Raw genomic sequence first — 13,557 nt, 5'->3', positions numbered from 1 at the left:
GTCGCTCCTTACGAGAGGGCCGCGCGGCCTATCGCGCCCGCCGCGGTCCGTGCCGCGGGTGAGGTCGCCAGATAGTCAACGGCCCTGCGCAGCGACCCCTCCTTCGAGGGATGGTACGACCGCCGGAGATAGCGGGGTACCGCCGAGCCGAGCTCTCGCCAGCTCGGCAGCAGGCCCTTCTCCACGGCCCGGTTGTGCGCGCGCAGTGAGTAGCGCATCCGTCTCACGAGCCGGGGGTCGTTGCGTATCAGGAACCGGGCCCCGAAGCCCCACAGGTAGAACAGCACGGGGGCCGTCACCGCCATGCCCAGGACCCGGCGGGCGTAGCGACCTGGATCCTCCCCGCCGCAGTGTTCGTACATGTCGAAGGCGACCGAGCGGTGCTCGACCTCCTCGGCGCCGTGCCAGCGCAGCAGGTCCAGCATCACCGGGTCGGGCGCGGCGCGGTCCAGGCCCTCCGCCTCCAGGACCCAGTTGCCCAGCACGGCCGTGAACTGCTCGACGGCAGCGATCACCGAGAGCCGGAAGCGCAGCCATTCCCGCTCCGTCACCGGCAGGCCGAAGGGAGGCCGATCGCCGAGCAGGACGTCGAAGAGGTAGTCGACGTGGCGGGTGTAGGCGGTGGTGTCCAGGCCCTGGGCGGCGAGGTGACCCAGCACGTACGCGTGCTGCACGCTGTGCGTGGCCTCCTGGCCCATGAACCCCTTCACGTCCTTGAGCAGGACCGGGTCCGTGACCAGCGGCAGGGCCTCCTTGAACACCTTGACGAACCAGCGCTCCCCGGCGGGCAGCAGCAGGTGCAGGACGTTGATGACGTGGGTGGCGGTGGGCTCGTCGGGTATCCAGTGCAGGGGGGTCGCGTCCCACTCGAAGGAGACGCGGCGGGGGGCTATCACGTGCCCGCCCGCGTGGGCGTCGGTCATTTTCCGCTCCTCCGCCGTCCGCTACAGCGGCGGCTCGATCCGGGCGAGGGCCCGCTGCGCCCACGGTGCGAAGCGGGACATGAAGTGGAGGCCGTGGGCCTCGGGGGTGACCGGCACGACGGCCTGATTGCGGACCACCGCGCGCAGGACGGCCGCGGCCACCTTCTCCGGCGGGTAGTTGCGCCGGCCGTAGGCGCGGCCGGCCTTGGTGCGCAGGCGCCGCTGTTCCTCCTCGGAGACCCCGGCGAAGCGGGCCGCTCCGGTGATCGAGGTGTTGACGATGCCCGGGCAGATGGCGGAGACCCCGATGCCCTGCCCGGCCAGCTCGGCACGCAGGCATTCGCTGAGCATCAGCACCGCCGCCTTGGACGTGCTGTACGCGGGGAGGGTCCTGAGGGGCTGGAAGGCCGCGGCGGAGGCCGTATTGACGATGTGGCCGCCCTGGCCGCGCTCGGCCATCTGCTTGCCGAAGAGACGGCAGCCGTGGATGACGCCCCACAGATTGACGTCGAGCACCTTGCGCCAGTCCTCGGCCGGAGTGTCCATGAAGGAGCCGGCGACCGCGATCCCGGCGTTGTTGACGAGCACGTCCACCACGCCGTACTCGGCGGCGACCTTCGCGGCCAGCTTCTCCATCGCCGCCTCGTCCGAGACGTCGACACATTCGCCCCAGGCGCCGGGGGAGCCGATCAGCCGGGCCATGTCGGCCGTCCGGGCCGCGCCCTCCGGGTCCCGGTCCACGGCGACGACCCGGGCGCCGGCCTCGGCGAACGCGAAGGCGGTGGCCCGGCCGATGCCGCTCGCCGCTCCCGTCACCAGCACCAGGCGTCCGGCGAACCAGCGTGCGTACGGGCCGGAGGGCGCGGGCTCCGCGCGCCGCCCGCCCTCGTGGTGGGCCAGCGCGAACTCGGCGATCCACGCCGCCACTTGATCGGGACGGGTGCGCGGAACCCAGTGCTTGGCGGCCAGATTGCGCCGCACCAGGCCGGGGGCCCACTGCTCCAGGTCGTCGTAGAGCCGCTCGGAGAGATAGGCGTCACCGGTGGGGGTGATCAGCTGCACGGGTGCGTGGGCATAGGCGTCGGTGCGGGGGCGGCGCAGCCGGGCGCGGATGTTGTCGCGGTACAGCCAGGCGCCGTGGGCGGCGTCCGACGGCAGGGACGGCGTCGGATAGCCGGACGGCGGAAGCTTCTCCATGCGCGCCATCATCTTGGGCCACTGCTTGCCCAGCGGTCCGCGCCAGGCGGCCTCCGGCAGCCCGGGAGCGTGCAGCGCGTACACGTACCAGGACCGGGCGCTCTGGCCGAGCACCTGGGCCACCCGGCGCGGGGTGGGCCGGGCCGTGCGCTTGCGGAACCACATCGCCATGTGGTCGAGGGAGGGGCCGGAGATGGAGGTGAAGGAGGCGATGCGTCCCTCGGTGCGGGCGACGGTGGCGAACTCCCACGCCTGCACCGATCCCCAGTCGTGCCCGACCAGGTGCACCGGGGCGTCCGGGCTCACCGCATCCGCGACGGCCAGGAAGTCGTCCGTGAGCTTTTCCAGGGTGAAGCCGCCGCGCAGCGGCTTCGGCGCCGTGGAGCGGCCGCAGCCGCGCACGTCGTACAGCACGACGTGGAAGCGGTCGCGCAGCCGCTCGGCGACCTCGGACCAGACCTCCTTGCTGTCCGGATAGCCGTGCACGAGCACCACCGTGGGCAGCGCGGCATCGCCCAGCTCCACCACGCACAGCTCGACTCCGCCCGTCCGGACCCGGCGCTCGCGCGCGCCCTCGAGCCCCGCGCTGTTGCCGGCGTTCTCGCTCATGCGGCCCTCTCCTCCTGCGTGCGCCGCACATGCGGCAGATCGTCGTCCAGCCAGAACGCGCTCTCTTCGGGATCCCGGGAGTCGGTGACCACCAGGAGCTCCTCGAACTTCGCCCCCGTCCCCCGGAAGCCGAGGTGGGGCTCGACCGCCCACAGGCCCGGCCGGGGCGGGTGATCGGAGAACCGGTACGGGCTCCACAGCGGGGACCAGCCCTCCCGGTGCCCGCGCAGGGCGTCGGAGGCGAGCCCCTTGAGAGCCTGCGTGCCGAACCCGAACACGTGCGGCGACCAGCGGCGCTCCCTGGCCCGGCCCACCTTGTGCGCGATCACCCCGAACGGATAGGCGCGGTGACGGTTGCCGTGGCCCTGGCGCACCATGAGCCGCTCCACGTCCTCGTATATCTCGCGCAGGGGGCGGTGCTCGCGCACCTCGCGCAGGATCAGCTCCCGGTGCGCCGCGAGATCGGCCATCAGACGGTCGTGCAGCGGATTCGGGCCGAGGCAGCCGGAGTAGCCGATGTCGGCCGTGAAGCCGCGGTGGACCGGGGCCATGTCGAGGATGAAGGGCATCCCCGCCTCCAGCCGCCGGTCGGTCGGGAAGAACTGCAGGGGCACCCGGAAGCCCACGAACGCCGTGCGGTCCCCGAACCAGGCGAAGGGAAGGTGGAACCAGTCCCGCACGCCGCGCCGCCGCAGCCACTCCCGCTGCATCCGGGCCGCCTCGCGCTCGGTGACGCCCGGCCGGAGCTGCGCGGCCACCGCCTCCGCGCAGTCGTACGCAAGCCGCTGGACTTCCCTGAAGCCCCGCAACTCGCCGGTGAGTTCCCGAGGCACTGCTGAGGTCATGGCCATTCGTCCGTCCCGTGAGCCGACTCCGGTACGCGTCCGTAACGTGACATTGACGAATGTGACAATGACCGGCGGCTGCGTCAAGGGTCGTGCACCACCTGTGGAAAACCTCCCGCCGCCCCGCGCCTTCCTCCGGGCCCCTGCCGCCCCACCCCCTCCCTCCGTACCGTTCCCCTACGGGCACGTCAGACCCGAGGACGACACGGAACCAGCCATCTGGTCTGACGCCCGGTGTGGCCCGCGCCACTACCGTCGAAGGCGTGACTGTGATCGCTACCGAAAGCCTCAGCAAGCGGTTCCCCCGGGTGACCGCTCTTGACCGGCTGTCCGTCGACATCACGCCGGGCGTGACCGGCCTGGTGGGCGCCAACGGAGCCGGCAAGTCCACGCTGATCAAGATCCTGCTCGGGCTGTCCCCCGCCACCGAGGGCCGCGCCACCGTGCTCGGCCTCGACGTCGCGACCGAGGGCACCGCCATCCGCGAGCGGGTCGGGTACATGCCCGAACACGACTGCCTGCCGCCCGACGTGTCGGCCACCGAGTTCGTCGTCCACATGGCGCGGATGTCCGGCCTGCCGGTCACCGCGGCCCGCGAGCGCACCGCCGACACGCTGCGCCACGTGGGCCTCTACGAGGAGCGCTACCGCCCCATGGGCGGATACTCGACGGGCATGAAACAGCGGGTCAAGCTGGCCCAGGCCCTCGTTCACGACCCCCGGCTGGTCCTCCTGGACGAGCCCACCAACGGCCTGGACCCCGTGGGCCGCGATGAGATGCTCGGCCTGATCCGCCGCATCCACACCGACTTCGGCATCTCGGTGCTGGTCACCTCACACCTGCTCGGCGAGCTGGAGCGCACCTGCGACCACGTCGTCGTCATCGACGGCGGCAAACTGCTGCGCTCCTCCTCGACCAGCGACTTCACCCAGGCCACGGCCTCCCTCGCGGTCGAGGTCACGGACTCCGACGCCCACCCGGACGGCACCGCGGCCCTGGCCGCCGCGCTCGCCGCCGCCGGCCTCGCCGTCCAGCCCGTCGGCCAGAGCGCGGAGTTCGCGGCCGCCGGATCCGGTCACGTCCTCCTCGTGGACGTCACCGGCGACGACACCTACGACACCGTGCGCGACGCGGTCGCCGGCCTCGGCCTCGGCCTCATCCGCATGGAGCAGCGCCGCCACCGCATCGCGGAGGTCTTCCAGAGCGCACACGAAAGGGGCAGCACCGATGCCGCCTGAGACCGCCTCCGCGCCCGCGCAGGACGTCATCCACAACATCGGCTACCGCAACTACTCCGGCGCCCGCCTCGGCCGCTCCTACGCCCGCCGCTCGCTCTTCTCGCAGAGCCTGCGCGGCGCGTACGGCCTCGGCCGGTCGGCGAAGTCCAAGGTGCTGCCGATGATCCTGTTCGGCGTGATGTGCCTGCCCGCCGCCATCATGGTGGCCGTCGCGGTCGCCACCAAGCTCAACAAGCTGCCGGTGGAGTACACGCGCTACGCGATCATCATGCAGGTCGTCATCGGCCTCTACGTCGCGGCACAGGCCCCGCAGTCCGTCTCGCGCGACCTGCGCTTCCGGACCGTGCCCCTGTACTTCTCGCGCCCCATCGAACGCGTCGACTACGTGACCGCGAAGTTCGCCGCGATGTTCTCCGCCCTGTTCATCCTCACCGCAACGCCCCTGCTGATCCTCTACGTCGGCGCACTGCTCGCCAAGCTCGACTTCGCGGAGCAGACGACGGGGTTCGCACAAGGACTGGTCTCCGTGGCACTGCTCTCCCTGCTCTTCGCCGGCATCGGCCTGGTGGTCGCCGCGCTCACCCCGCGCCGGGGCTTCGGCGTGGCCGCCGTCATCGCCGTCCTGACCATCTCCTACGGCGTGGTGAGCACGATCCAGAACATCGCCCTGCAGCGCGACAGCACCGACGCGATCGGCTGGATGGGCCTCTTCTCGCCCATCACCCTCATCGACGGCGTCCAGACGGCGTTCCTCTCCGCCACCTCCGCCTTCCCCGACGGTCACGGGCCGAGCACCGCGGCGGGCCTCGTCTACCTGCTCGTGGTCGCCGCCCTGATCGCCGGCTCCTACGGGGTGCTCATGCGCCGCTACCGAAAGGTCGGGCTGTGACTTCGATCCGCATCGACAACGTCTCCCGCTGGTTCGGCAACGTCGTCGCCGTCAACGACGTCTCCATGACCGTCGGACCCGGCGTCACCGGCCTCCTCGGCCCCAACGGCGCCGGCAAGTCCACCCTCATCAACATGATGGGCGGCTTCCTCGCCCCTTCCACCGGCACCGTCACCCTCGACGGCGCCCCCATCTGGCGCAACGAGCAGATCTACCGCCACATCGGCATCGTCCCCGAGCGCGAGGCGATGTACGACTTCCTCACCGGCCAGGAGTTCGTCCTCGCCAACGCCGAGCTGCACGGCCTGGGCGCCGCGGAGGCCCGGCGGGCGCTGGCCACCGTCGAGATGGAGTACGCGCAGGACCGCGCGATCAGCACGTACAGCAAGGGCATGCGGCAGCGCGTGAAGATGGCTTCCGCGCTCGTCCACGAGCCCTCCGTGCTGCTGCTGGACGAGCCGTTCAACGGCATGGACCCGCGCCAGCGCATGCAGCTGATGGAGCTCCTGCGCAGGATGGGCGCGGAGGGCCGCACCGTGCTCTTCTCCTCGCACATCCTGGAGGAGGTCGAGCAGCTGGCCACCCACATCGAGGTCGTCGTCGCGGGCCGGCACGCCGCCTCCGGCGACTTCCGCAAGATCCGCCGGCTGATGACCGACCGCCCGCACCGCTACCTCGTGCGCTCCAGCGACGACCGCGCGCTCGCCGCCGCCCTGATCGCCGACCCGTCGACCGCGGGCATCGAAGTGGACGTCCAGGAGGGCGCCCTGCGCATCCAGGCCGTCGACTTCGGGCGCTTCACCGCCCTGCTGCCCCGGGTCGCCCGGGAGCACGGCATCCGGCTCCTGACGGTCTCGCCCTCGGACGAGTCCCTGGAATCGGTCTTCTCGTACCTCGTCGCGGCCTGAAAGGAGCCCAGCGCCATGTACAACGCCACCGTCGCACGGCTCACCTACCGGGGCCTCCTGGGCCGCCGCCGTGCCTTCATCCTCTTCGGCCTGCCCGTCCTGCTGATCACCGTCTCCGTCGTGATCCGGATCCTCGTCGGCGCCGACGACGGCACGGCGGGCAGCGTACTGGGCGGCCTCGCGCTGGCCACCATGGTCCCGCTGATCGGCGTCGTCGCCGGCACGGGCGCGATCGGCCCGGAGATCGACGACGGCTCCGTGGTCTACCTGCTGTCCAAGCCGGTCAAACGGCCCACGATCATCTTCACCAAGCTGCTCGTCGCCATCGCCGTCACGGTCGTCTTCTCGGCCGTCCCCACGCTCATCGCCGGCTTCGTGCTCAACGGCAACAGCCAGCAGATCGCGGTCGCCTACGCCGTCGCCGCGGTCGTCGCCTCCGTCACCTACAGCGCGATGTTCCTGCTGCTGGGCACCCTCACCCGGCACGCGGTCGTGGCCGGCCTGGTCTACGCCCTGGTGTGGGAGTCGCTCTTCGGCAGCCTCGTCCCCGGCGCGCGCACCCTGAGCGTCCAGCAGTGGTCGCTCGCCCTCGCCCAGCGCATCGGCGCGGAAGGCGCCGTCTCCTCGGACGTGGGCCTGCCGGTGGCCCTGGTCCTGCTCGCCGGCGTGACGGTGGCAGCGACGTGGTTCGCGGGGCAGAAGCTGCGCTCCCTGACGCTCGCCGGGGAGGAGTGAGCAGCTTCCCCGCAATCCCCTGAGCCCCTGTGAGGCTCAATCCCGTACGACGTAACACCGCAGCGCCCGGGCGATCTCCACCTGCTCGGGCGCGAGTGCGTCCTCGCCGTCCTCGACGTCCCACAGGGCGTTCTGCAGCACCCTGCCCAGCGTCCAGCGGGCCGCCCGCCGTCTGTCCAGACCCAGGATGTCGGTCATCAGGTCGAAGCGGCGCAGCACTGCCCGCCGTACGTCACCGGTCGCGGTGATGTCGTCCCACCGGTCGTGCAGGGCGGGCAGCAGTTCGAAGCCGGGGTCGCCCACGAGCGGTTTGGGGTCGATGGCGAGCCACGGCTCGCGCGCGGAGCCCGCGACGGGGGCGAGGACGTTGGCGTAGTGGAGGTCCCAGTGCAGCAGCAGACCGCCGGGCTCGCCGACGACCTCCCGGACGGCCGCGGCGCACGACTCGACCAGCCGGCGCTCCGAGGGGTCGCGCAGCTCCGGCAGCGCCGTGGGGACGTCCTTCAGCATCGCCCCGGCGACGTCCCCGAGGGAGCGCAGCCCGGCGGGAACAGGGGCCGTCAGGAGCCTTGCCAGCAGCTCGGTGAGCGTCTGCAGCGAGGCTTCGGCATCCGGTATGGACAAGAGTGAACGATGTGCGTCCAGCCGCTCCAGCAGCATCGTGCCGGTCGCGGCGTCGTGGTCGAGGAGCTTGACCGCCCCATCACCGTTCCAGGCGCGCAGCGCGGTCGGCTCCCCGGTGCTCTCGTCGGTGACCGGCTGGAGCTTGAGCGCCGCCGGAGTGCCGTCCGGCCGCAGCACGGGCAGGACGAGGGCGACCATGCCGTGCGAGGCCGGCCCGTCGATCCGCAGGCCCCAGTGGTCGAGGAAGCGCGCGGCGAGCTCCGGCAGCGCCGCGATCCAGGAGCGGCCCGCCTCCCCGTCGAAATCCTCGTGGAAGCCGGCGAGTTCCGCCGGGACGATGATGCGGTGAGCGGCGTGCATGGGCAACGGTCTCCTCACGACGGGTGGGGAGGCCCCGGAGGGCCTCCTGTCCACCCAACGTCTCAGATCTTGCGATTGCGCCCGGCGCCCATGGCGAGAAGCATCAGTGCAGCACAGGCGACGAGCAACAGGGCGACCGGAATCGTCCAGCTGTCGGTCGCCTGGTGGACCGCACCGATCGCGAACGGACCGACGGAAGCGAGCAGGTAGCCCCACGTCTGCGCCATGCCCGACAGGCGGGACGCGGTGTGGGCGTCGCGCGTGCGCAGGACCATCAGCGTCAGGGCGAGGCCGAGCAGACCGCCCTGCGCGACGCCCATCAGCGTCGCCCAGACCCACGCGCCCTCCACGGGAGCGGTCAGCAGGCCGGTGACCCCGGCGGCCATGAGGACGACGACACCGGCGCCGAGCAGGCGCTGGTCGCGCATCCGGCCGGCGACCATGGGCACGACGAACGAACCGACCATCTGCACCAGCGTGTAGAAGGCGTAGACCATGCCGGCCTCGCTCTTGCTCATGCCGTCGTCGGTGAACACCGTCGGCATCCAGGCGATGCACACGTAGGCGATCAGCGACTGGGTGCCCATCATCAGAGTGACCTGCCAGGCGAGGGGCGACCGCGTCAGCTTCGGCCCGCTCTGCGCCGTCTGCACGGGGGCGGCGGCCGCCCGGCCGTGCGGGGTGCCGCGCCGGGCGATGACGGCCTGCGGGAGCCACACGACGGCCGCCACGGCGGCGAGCAGCGCCCAGGATGCCAGGGAGCCCTGCCAGCCGCCCAGGGCGTTCTCCAGGGGCACGGACAGGGCGGCCGAACCGGTGGCGCCGAGGATCAGAGTGGTCGAGTACAGCGCGGTCATGCTCGCGGCGCGGTCCGGGAAGTCCCGCTTCACCAGGCCGGGCATCAGCACGTTGAGCAGGGCGATCGCCGTGCCGACGAGCGCACAGCCGGCGAAGAGCGCGACGACCGGCGGTGCGATGCGCAGCAGGATGCCGCCGCACAGCAGCAGGAGGGCGCCGCACAGGACGGCCTCCGTGCCCCAGCGGCGGGCGAGCTTGGGAGCGACGATCGAGCCCAGGCCCATGAACACCAGCGGGATGGTGGTGACGAGGCTGCTCGCCGCGGCCGCCAGGTGGAAGTGGTCGCCGATCTCGCCGATGAGGGGCGAGACACCGGCGAGGGCGGCCCGCATGTTGAGCGAGGCGAGGACGATGCCGGTCATGACGAGCGCGGGGTGGGCGCGCAGGGTGCGGCGCGCGGCGGCCACCGGGGGCGTGGGCGCCAGGTCCTCTTCCGCGTCTATCAGGGGGTCGAGTGTGTCCGGCCTCGTTTCCGACATGGGGGTGCCTTTCCAGGGACGTGCGGTGAGGGGTGGGCGCCGGTCAGCTCTCGGCGAGGAGGTTCTCCACGGCCTGTTTCGGGCGCTCCAGGAGGGCACGGGCGGCCCGTGCGGCGGCCTCCGGATCGCCGGAGGCGATGGCGTCCATCAGGGCGTGGTGGTCGCCGTGGATGATGCGCGGCATGTCGCGGTCGCCGAGCGCGGTGACCAGCGCCTCGCGGACGGAGCTGCTGAACCAGGCGTAGGTCGCGGTCAGCGCGCTGTTGTGCGCGGCCTCCACGACCGCGCGGTGGAACTCCACGTCGTGGTCGGCGTAGAGCTCCAGGTTTCCGGAGTCGGGCTGGCCCTCGGGGTCCTCGAACGCCGTCTGGGCGTCCAGGGCGGCCTTCATCCGGGCGAGGTCGGCCGGCTCGTGGCGCAGGGCCGCGAGGCGCGCGGCCTCGGCCTCCAGCGCGATGCGCAGCTCCAGCACGTCGCGCACTCCCGCGCGCTGCACGCCGCGCATGATCTCGGCCGGGTCGGCCATGGAGACCACGAACGTCCCCTCGCCCTGCCGCGAACGCAGCATCCCGGCGTGCACGAGGACGCGGACGGCCTCGCGGACCGTGTTGCGGCCGACCTGGAGCTGCTCGGCGAGCGCGTGCTCGGTCGGGATGCGGCTGCCGACCTTCCATTCGCCGGCCGCGACCTGGGCGCGCAACTGCTCCACGACGGTGTCCACGAGGGACTGCCGTCCCGCTGCCCGCAGTGCCATTCGTCCTCCGGTCCCGGCCTCGGCCGCCCATGATTCACCCGATTGCCCAGTCATCCTACAACTGCTTCGACAGGGCGGCCAGAGGGCCGCACGGCTACCGTCGAAGGGTGCGGGGACGGGAAGGGCGCCGCTGCTCCGGCACGTCCGGCCGGTGGCCGGCCGTCGCCGCCCGCTCCGCTTCCCTGGCCCGTTCCGGGCTCCGGTCCTGGATCCGCTCCTCGCCGGGCACGCACATATGGCTGCTCGTCATCGGCATCACCAGCCTGGTCATCGCGGCGGCCAGCCAGGACCTGGAGACGTTCCTGCTGCACCGCACCAGCAGCAACATCCACCAGCTCACCAAGCACCCGCTGCAGTCGCTCCTGATCAGCGGGTTCTGGATCGAGAACCCCGCCTCGTTCCTGCTGTACGCCGCGCTCTTCGAAGGGCTGCACGCGAACGTGGAACGCTGGATCGGCACCGCCCGGTGGCTCTTCACCGTCGGTTTCGCACACGTGGCGGCGACGCTCATCAGCCAGGAGATCGTGCTGATGTCCATCGAGGACCACTCGCTGCCGCGGTCGATGAAGAGAGTCGTCGACATAGGCGTCTCGTACGGCCTCGCGGCCGCCGCCGGAATCCTCACCTACCGGATCCCGCGGCCCTGGCGGTGGTGCTACCTCGCCGCAGTGGTGCTCTTCTTCGGGCTGCCCCTGGCCATGGGCGGCACCTTCACCGACGTGGGGCACGCGATAGCCGCGGCCATCGGCCTGGGCTTCCAGCAGTTCACGCACGGCCGCCCGGTGTGGGACTTCGGGCGCGTGCCCGAAGCCCTGCGGCGGGCGGCCGGCGCCCCTTCTTCGGGCCCGGTCAGCCGAAGAGACGCTCCAGGACCGTAGCGATCCCGTCGTCCTCGTTCGACCCGGTGACCTCGTCGGCCACGGCCCGCAGCTCCGGATGGGCGTTGGCCATGGCCACGCCGTGGGCCGCCCAGCCGAACATCGGTATGTCGTTGGGCATGTCGCCGAAGGCGATCGTGTCGGCGGGCTTCATCCCGAGCCGGCGTGCGGCCAGGGACAGGCCGGTGGCCTTGCTCAGCCCCAGCGGCAGCAGCTCGACGATGCCCTCGCCCGCCATCGTCACACCGACCAGATCGCCCGCGGCCACCCGTGCCGCCTCGGCCAGGGCGTCGTCGCCCAGCTCCGGGTGCTGCAGGTAGAGCTTGTTCAGCGGCTCGGCCAGGAGCTCGTCCCGGTCGTGGGCCGGAACGGCCGGCAGGGGGCCTTCCTGGATGCGGTAGCCGGGGGTGACGAGCACCTCGCCGTCGAGGCCGTCACGGCCCGCGGCGAGGTGCAGCGGGCCGGTCTCGGCCTCGATCTTGGCGATGGCCAGCCCGGCGAGCCGCCGGTCCAGCGTCACCGACGTCAGCAGCCGGTGCTCGCCCGCGTGGTAGACCTGCGCGCCCTGCGCACACACCGCCAGGCCCTGGTAGTCCAGCTCCTGCAGGATGTGGCGCGTCCACGGGACCGCCCGCCCGGTCACGACGATGTGCGCGGCACCCGCCTCCGTGGCCAGCTTCAGGGCGGAGCGGGTGCGCTCCGAGACGGACTCGTCGGAGCGCAGCAGGGTGCCGTCGAGGTCGGTCGCGACGAGGCGGTAGGGCAGGCCGTCAGTCACTTGGCGACGGGCTCCAGCACCTCGCGCCCGCCCAGGTACGGACGGAGCACCTCGGGCACGCGCACCGAGCCGTCGGCCTGCTGGTGGTTCTCCAGCAGCGCCACGATCGTGCGCGGCACCGCGCACAGCGTGCCGTTGAGGGTGGCCAGCGGCTTGACGGTCTTGCCGTCGCGCAGCCGGACGGACAGCCGGCGCGACTGGAACTCGTCGCAGTTGGAGGTCGAGGTGAGCTCGCGGTACTTGCCCTGGGTGGGGATCCACGCCTCGCAGTCGAACTTGCGCGAGGCGGAGGCGCCCAGGTCACCCGTGGCGACGTCGATCACCTGGTAGGGCAGCTCGAGGCTGTTCAGCCACTGCTTCTCCCACTCCAGCAGGCGCGCGTGCTCGGCCTCGGCGTCCTCCGGCGCGACGTACGAGAACATCTCGACCTTGTCGAACTGGTGGACGCGGAAGATGCCGCGGGTGTCCTTGCCGTACGTGCCGGCCTCGCGGCGGAAGCACGGCGAGAAGCCGGCGTAGCGCAGCGGGAGCTGCGAGGCTTCGAGGATCTCGTCCATGTGGTACGCCGCGAGCGGCACCTCGGACGTGCCCACGAGGTAGAAGTCGTCCTTCTCCAGGTGGTAGACGTCCTGGGCGGCCTGGCCGAGGAAGCCCGTGCCCTCCATGGCGCGGGGCTTGACCAGCGCGGGCGTCAGCATCGGGGTGAAGCCCGCGGCCGTGGCCTGGGCGATGGCGGCGTTGACGAGCGCGAGCTCCAGCAGGGCGCCGACGCCCGTCAGGTAGTAGAAGCGCGAGCCGGAGACCTTGGCGCCGCGCTCGACGTCGATCGCGCCGAGCAACTGGCCGAGCTCCAGGTGGTCCTTGGGCTCGAAACCCTCGGCGGCGAAGTCGCGAGGGGTGCCGACGGTGTCCAGGACGACGAAGTCGTCCTCGCCGCCGCGCGGCACGTCGGGATGGACCAGGTTGCCGATCTGCAGCAGCAGGCGCTGCGCCTCGGCGGCGGCCTCGTCCTGCTCGGCGTCGGCGGCCTTCACGGCGGCGGACAGCTCGCCGGCCTTCTTCAGCAGCGCGGCCTTCTCGTCGCCGGCGGCCTTGGGGATGAGCTTGCCGAGCGCCTTCTGCTCGGAGCGGAGTTCGTCGAAGCGGACGCTGGACGACCTGCGCCGTTCGTCGGCGGAGAGCAGTGCGTCGACGACGTCGACATCCTCTCCACGGGCGCGCTGGGAGGCGCGCACACGGTCGGGGTCCTCACGAAGCAGGCGAAGGTCAATCACCCCTCCAGGCTACCGTTGCGGACGCGATCACTCGACGGCATATTCCTCTTGGTGTGGGTTTGCCCCATTTTGGGTATCGGGAAAGCGCTGTGAATAATCAGAGCCGCGGGTGATCGGGAAGGTGCTGAAAAGCCGTCGGAGCGGACGCGCGGGGAATCGCTGCGCTTTTGCCGAAAAGAGGGCATAGCGGTGGCCGGGGTGCCTGATC

General features: G+C 71.7%; 13 protein-coding genes. 5 read left to right on the top strand and 8 right to left on the bottom strand.

The genetic code is table 11. The annotated features are described in order from the left end of the window. Nucleotides 1-8: 8 nt before the first annotated feature. The 3 genes from ACSNOG_RS05415 to ACSNOG_RS05405 are packed head-to-tail and all read right to left on the bottom strand — an operon-like array spanning nt 9 to nt 3,574. Nucleotides 9-923, bottom strand: coding sequence for a metal-dependent hydrolase (locus ACSNOG_RS05415; protein ID WP_436751367.1), 915 nt, complete (start codon nt 921-923; stop codon nt 9-11). A gap of 21 nt (nt 924-944) precedes the next feature. Then, a complete protein-coding gene (locus ACSNOG_RS05410; protein WP_436751366.1) occupies nt 945-2,729 on the bottom strand; it encodes an SDR family oxidoreductase in 1,785 nt (594 codons plus the stop codon). After that, entirely contained in the window at nt 2,726-3,574 is an 849-nt protein-coding gene (locus ACSNOG_RS05405) for a M24 family metallopeptidase (protein WP_436751365.1), read from the bottom strand. Before ACSNOG_RS05405 ends, ACSNOG_RS05410 begins: the two co-directional genes overlap by 4 nt. Nucleotides 3,575-3,810: 236 nt before the next feature. Here ACSNOG_RS05405 and ACSNOG_RS05400 point away from each other — a divergent pair, with 236 nt between their 5' ends. Genes ACSNOG_RS05400 through ACSNOG_RS05385 form a run of 4 tightly spaced genes read left to right on the top strand, consistent with a single transcriptional unit; the run spans nt 3,811 to nt 7,344 of the window. Beyond that, the gene (locus ACSNOG_RS05400) at nt 3,811-4,812 is read left to right on the top strand and encodes an ABC transporter ATP-binding protein (protein WP_436751364.1); all 1,002 of its coding nucleotides are present in this window, start codon (nt 3,811-3,813) and stop codon (nt 4,810-4,812) included. Further along, entirely contained in the window at nt 4,802-5,701 is a 900-nt protein-coding gene (locus ACSNOG_RS05395) for an ABC transporter permease (protein WP_436751363.1), read from the top strand. Before ACSNOG_RS05400 ends, ACSNOG_RS05395 begins: the two co-directional genes overlap by 11 nt. After that, on the top strand, nt 5,698-6,609 hold the full coding sequence (locus ACSNOG_RS05390; protein ID WP_436751362.1) for an ABC transporter ATP-binding protein: 912 nt from the start codon (nt 5,698-5,700) through the stop codon (nt 6,607-6,609). Before ACSNOG_RS05395 ends, ACSNOG_RS05390 begins: the two co-directional genes overlap by 4 nt. 15 nt (nt 6,610-6,624) lie before the next feature. Then, nucleotides 6,625-7,344: an ABC transporter permease gene (locus ACSNOG_RS05385; protein WP_436751361.1), complete on the top strand. Its 720-nt coding sequence runs from the start codon at nt 6,625-6,627 to the stop codon at nt 7,342-7,344. Between the two features lie 36 nt (nt 7,345-7,380). Here the strand turns inward: ACSNOG_RS05385 and ACSNOG_RS05380 are convergent, their stop codons facing one another. The 3 genes from ACSNOG_RS05380 to ACSNOG_RS05370 form a co-directional block, all read right to left on the bottom strand. After that, the gene (locus tag ACSNOG_RS05380) at nt 7,381-8,328 is read right to left on the bottom strand and encodes an aminoglycoside phosphotransferase family protein (RefSeq protein ID WP_436751360.1); all 948 of its coding nucleotides are present in this window, start codon (nt 8,326-8,328) and stop codon (nt 7,381-7,383) included. 62 nt (nt 8,329-8,390) lie between these two features. Beyond that, complete coding sequence (locus tag ACSNOG_RS05375; RefSeq protein ID WP_436751359.1) at nt 8,391-9,665, bottom strand: CynX/NimT family MFS transporter; 1,275 nt, start codon at nt 9,663-9,665, stop codon at nt 8,391-8,393. 43 nt (nt 9,666-9,708) lie between these two features. Further along, nucleotides 9,709-10,419, bottom strand: a complete 711-nt coding sequence (locus tag ACSNOG_RS05370; protein WP_436751358.1) for a FadR/GntR family transcriptional regulator — start codon at nt 10,417-10,419, stop codon at nt 9,709-9,711. Nucleotides 10,420-10,601: 182 nt separating this feature from the next. Here ACSNOG_RS05370 and ACSNOG_RS05365 point away from each other — a divergent pair, with 182 nt between their 5' ends. Beyond that, on the top strand, nt 10,602-11,297 hold the full coding sequence (locus tag ACSNOG_RS05365; protein ID WP_436751393.1) for a rhomboid-like protein: 696 nt from the start codon (nt 10,602-10,604) through the stop codon (nt 11,295-11,297). Here the strand turns inward: ACSNOG_RS05365 and ACSNOG_RS05360 are convergent. After that, on the bottom strand, nt 11,269-12,075 hold the full coding sequence (locus tag ACSNOG_RS05360) for an HAD family hydrolase (protein ID WP_436751357.1): 807 nt from the start codon (nt 12,073-12,075) through the stop codon (nt 11,269-11,271). The two genes, ACSNOG_RS05365 and ACSNOG_RS05360, sit on opposite strands and share 29 nt — an antisense overlap. Continuing rightward, nucleotides 12,072-13,349 (bottom strand): serine--tRNA ligase, encoded by a 1,278-nt coding sequence (gene serS / locus ACSNOG_RS05355; protein ID WP_436751356.1) that lies wholly within the window; start codon nt 13,347-13,349, stop codon nt 12,072-12,074. Before serS ends, ACSNOG_RS05360 begins: the two co-directional genes overlap by 4 nt. Nucleotides 13,350-13,557: the final 208 nt, after the last annotated feature.

Source organism: Streptomyces sp. URMC 124, assembly GCF_051386455.1.
Lineage (GTDB): Bacteria > Actinomycetota > Actinomycetes > Streptomycetales > Streptomycetaceae > Streptomyces.
The sequence above is the reverse complement of the archived record's forward strand: the minus strand, read 5'-3'. Positions and strand labels throughout refer to the sequence as shown.

What these genes read in the sequence shown, in the direction of transcription:
- ACSNOG_RS05405 (WP_436751365.1), bottom strand. Translation starts at nt 3,574, where the DNA reads ATGACCTCAGCAGTGCCTCGGGAACTCACCGGCGAGTTGCGGGGCTTC.
- ACSNOG_RS05410 (WP_436751366.1), bottom strand. Translation starts at nt 2,729, where the DNA reads ATGAGCGAGAACGCCGGCAACAGCGCGGGGCTCGAGGGCGCGCGCGAG.
- ACSNOG_RS05375 (WP_436751359.1), bottom strand. Translation starts at nt 9,665, where the DNA reads ATGTCGGAAACGAGGCCGGACACACTCGACCCCCTGATAGACGCGGAA.
- ACSNOG_RS05370 (WP_436751358.1), bottom strand. Translation starts at nt 10,419, where the DNA reads ATGGCACTGCGGGCAGCGGGACGGCAGTCCCTCGTGGACACCGTCGTG.
- ACSNOG_RS05385 (WP_436751361.1), top strand. Translation starts at nt 6,625, where the DNA reads ATGTACAACGCCACCGTCGCACGGCTCACCTACCGGGGCCTCCTGGGC.
- ACSNOG_RS05415 (WP_436751367.1), bottom strand. Translation starts at nt 923, where the DNA reads ATGACCGACGCCCACGCGGGCGGGCACGTGATAGCCCCCCGCCGCGTC.
- ACSNOG_RS05380 (WP_436751360.1), bottom strand. Translation starts at nt 8,328, where the DNA reads ATGCACGCCGCTCACCGCATCATCGTCCCGGCGGAACTCGCCGGCTTC.
- ACSNOG_RS05395 (WP_436751363.1), top strand. Translation starts at nt 4,802, where the DNA reads ATGCCGCCTGAGACCGCCTCCGCGCCCGCGCAGGACGTCATCCACAAC.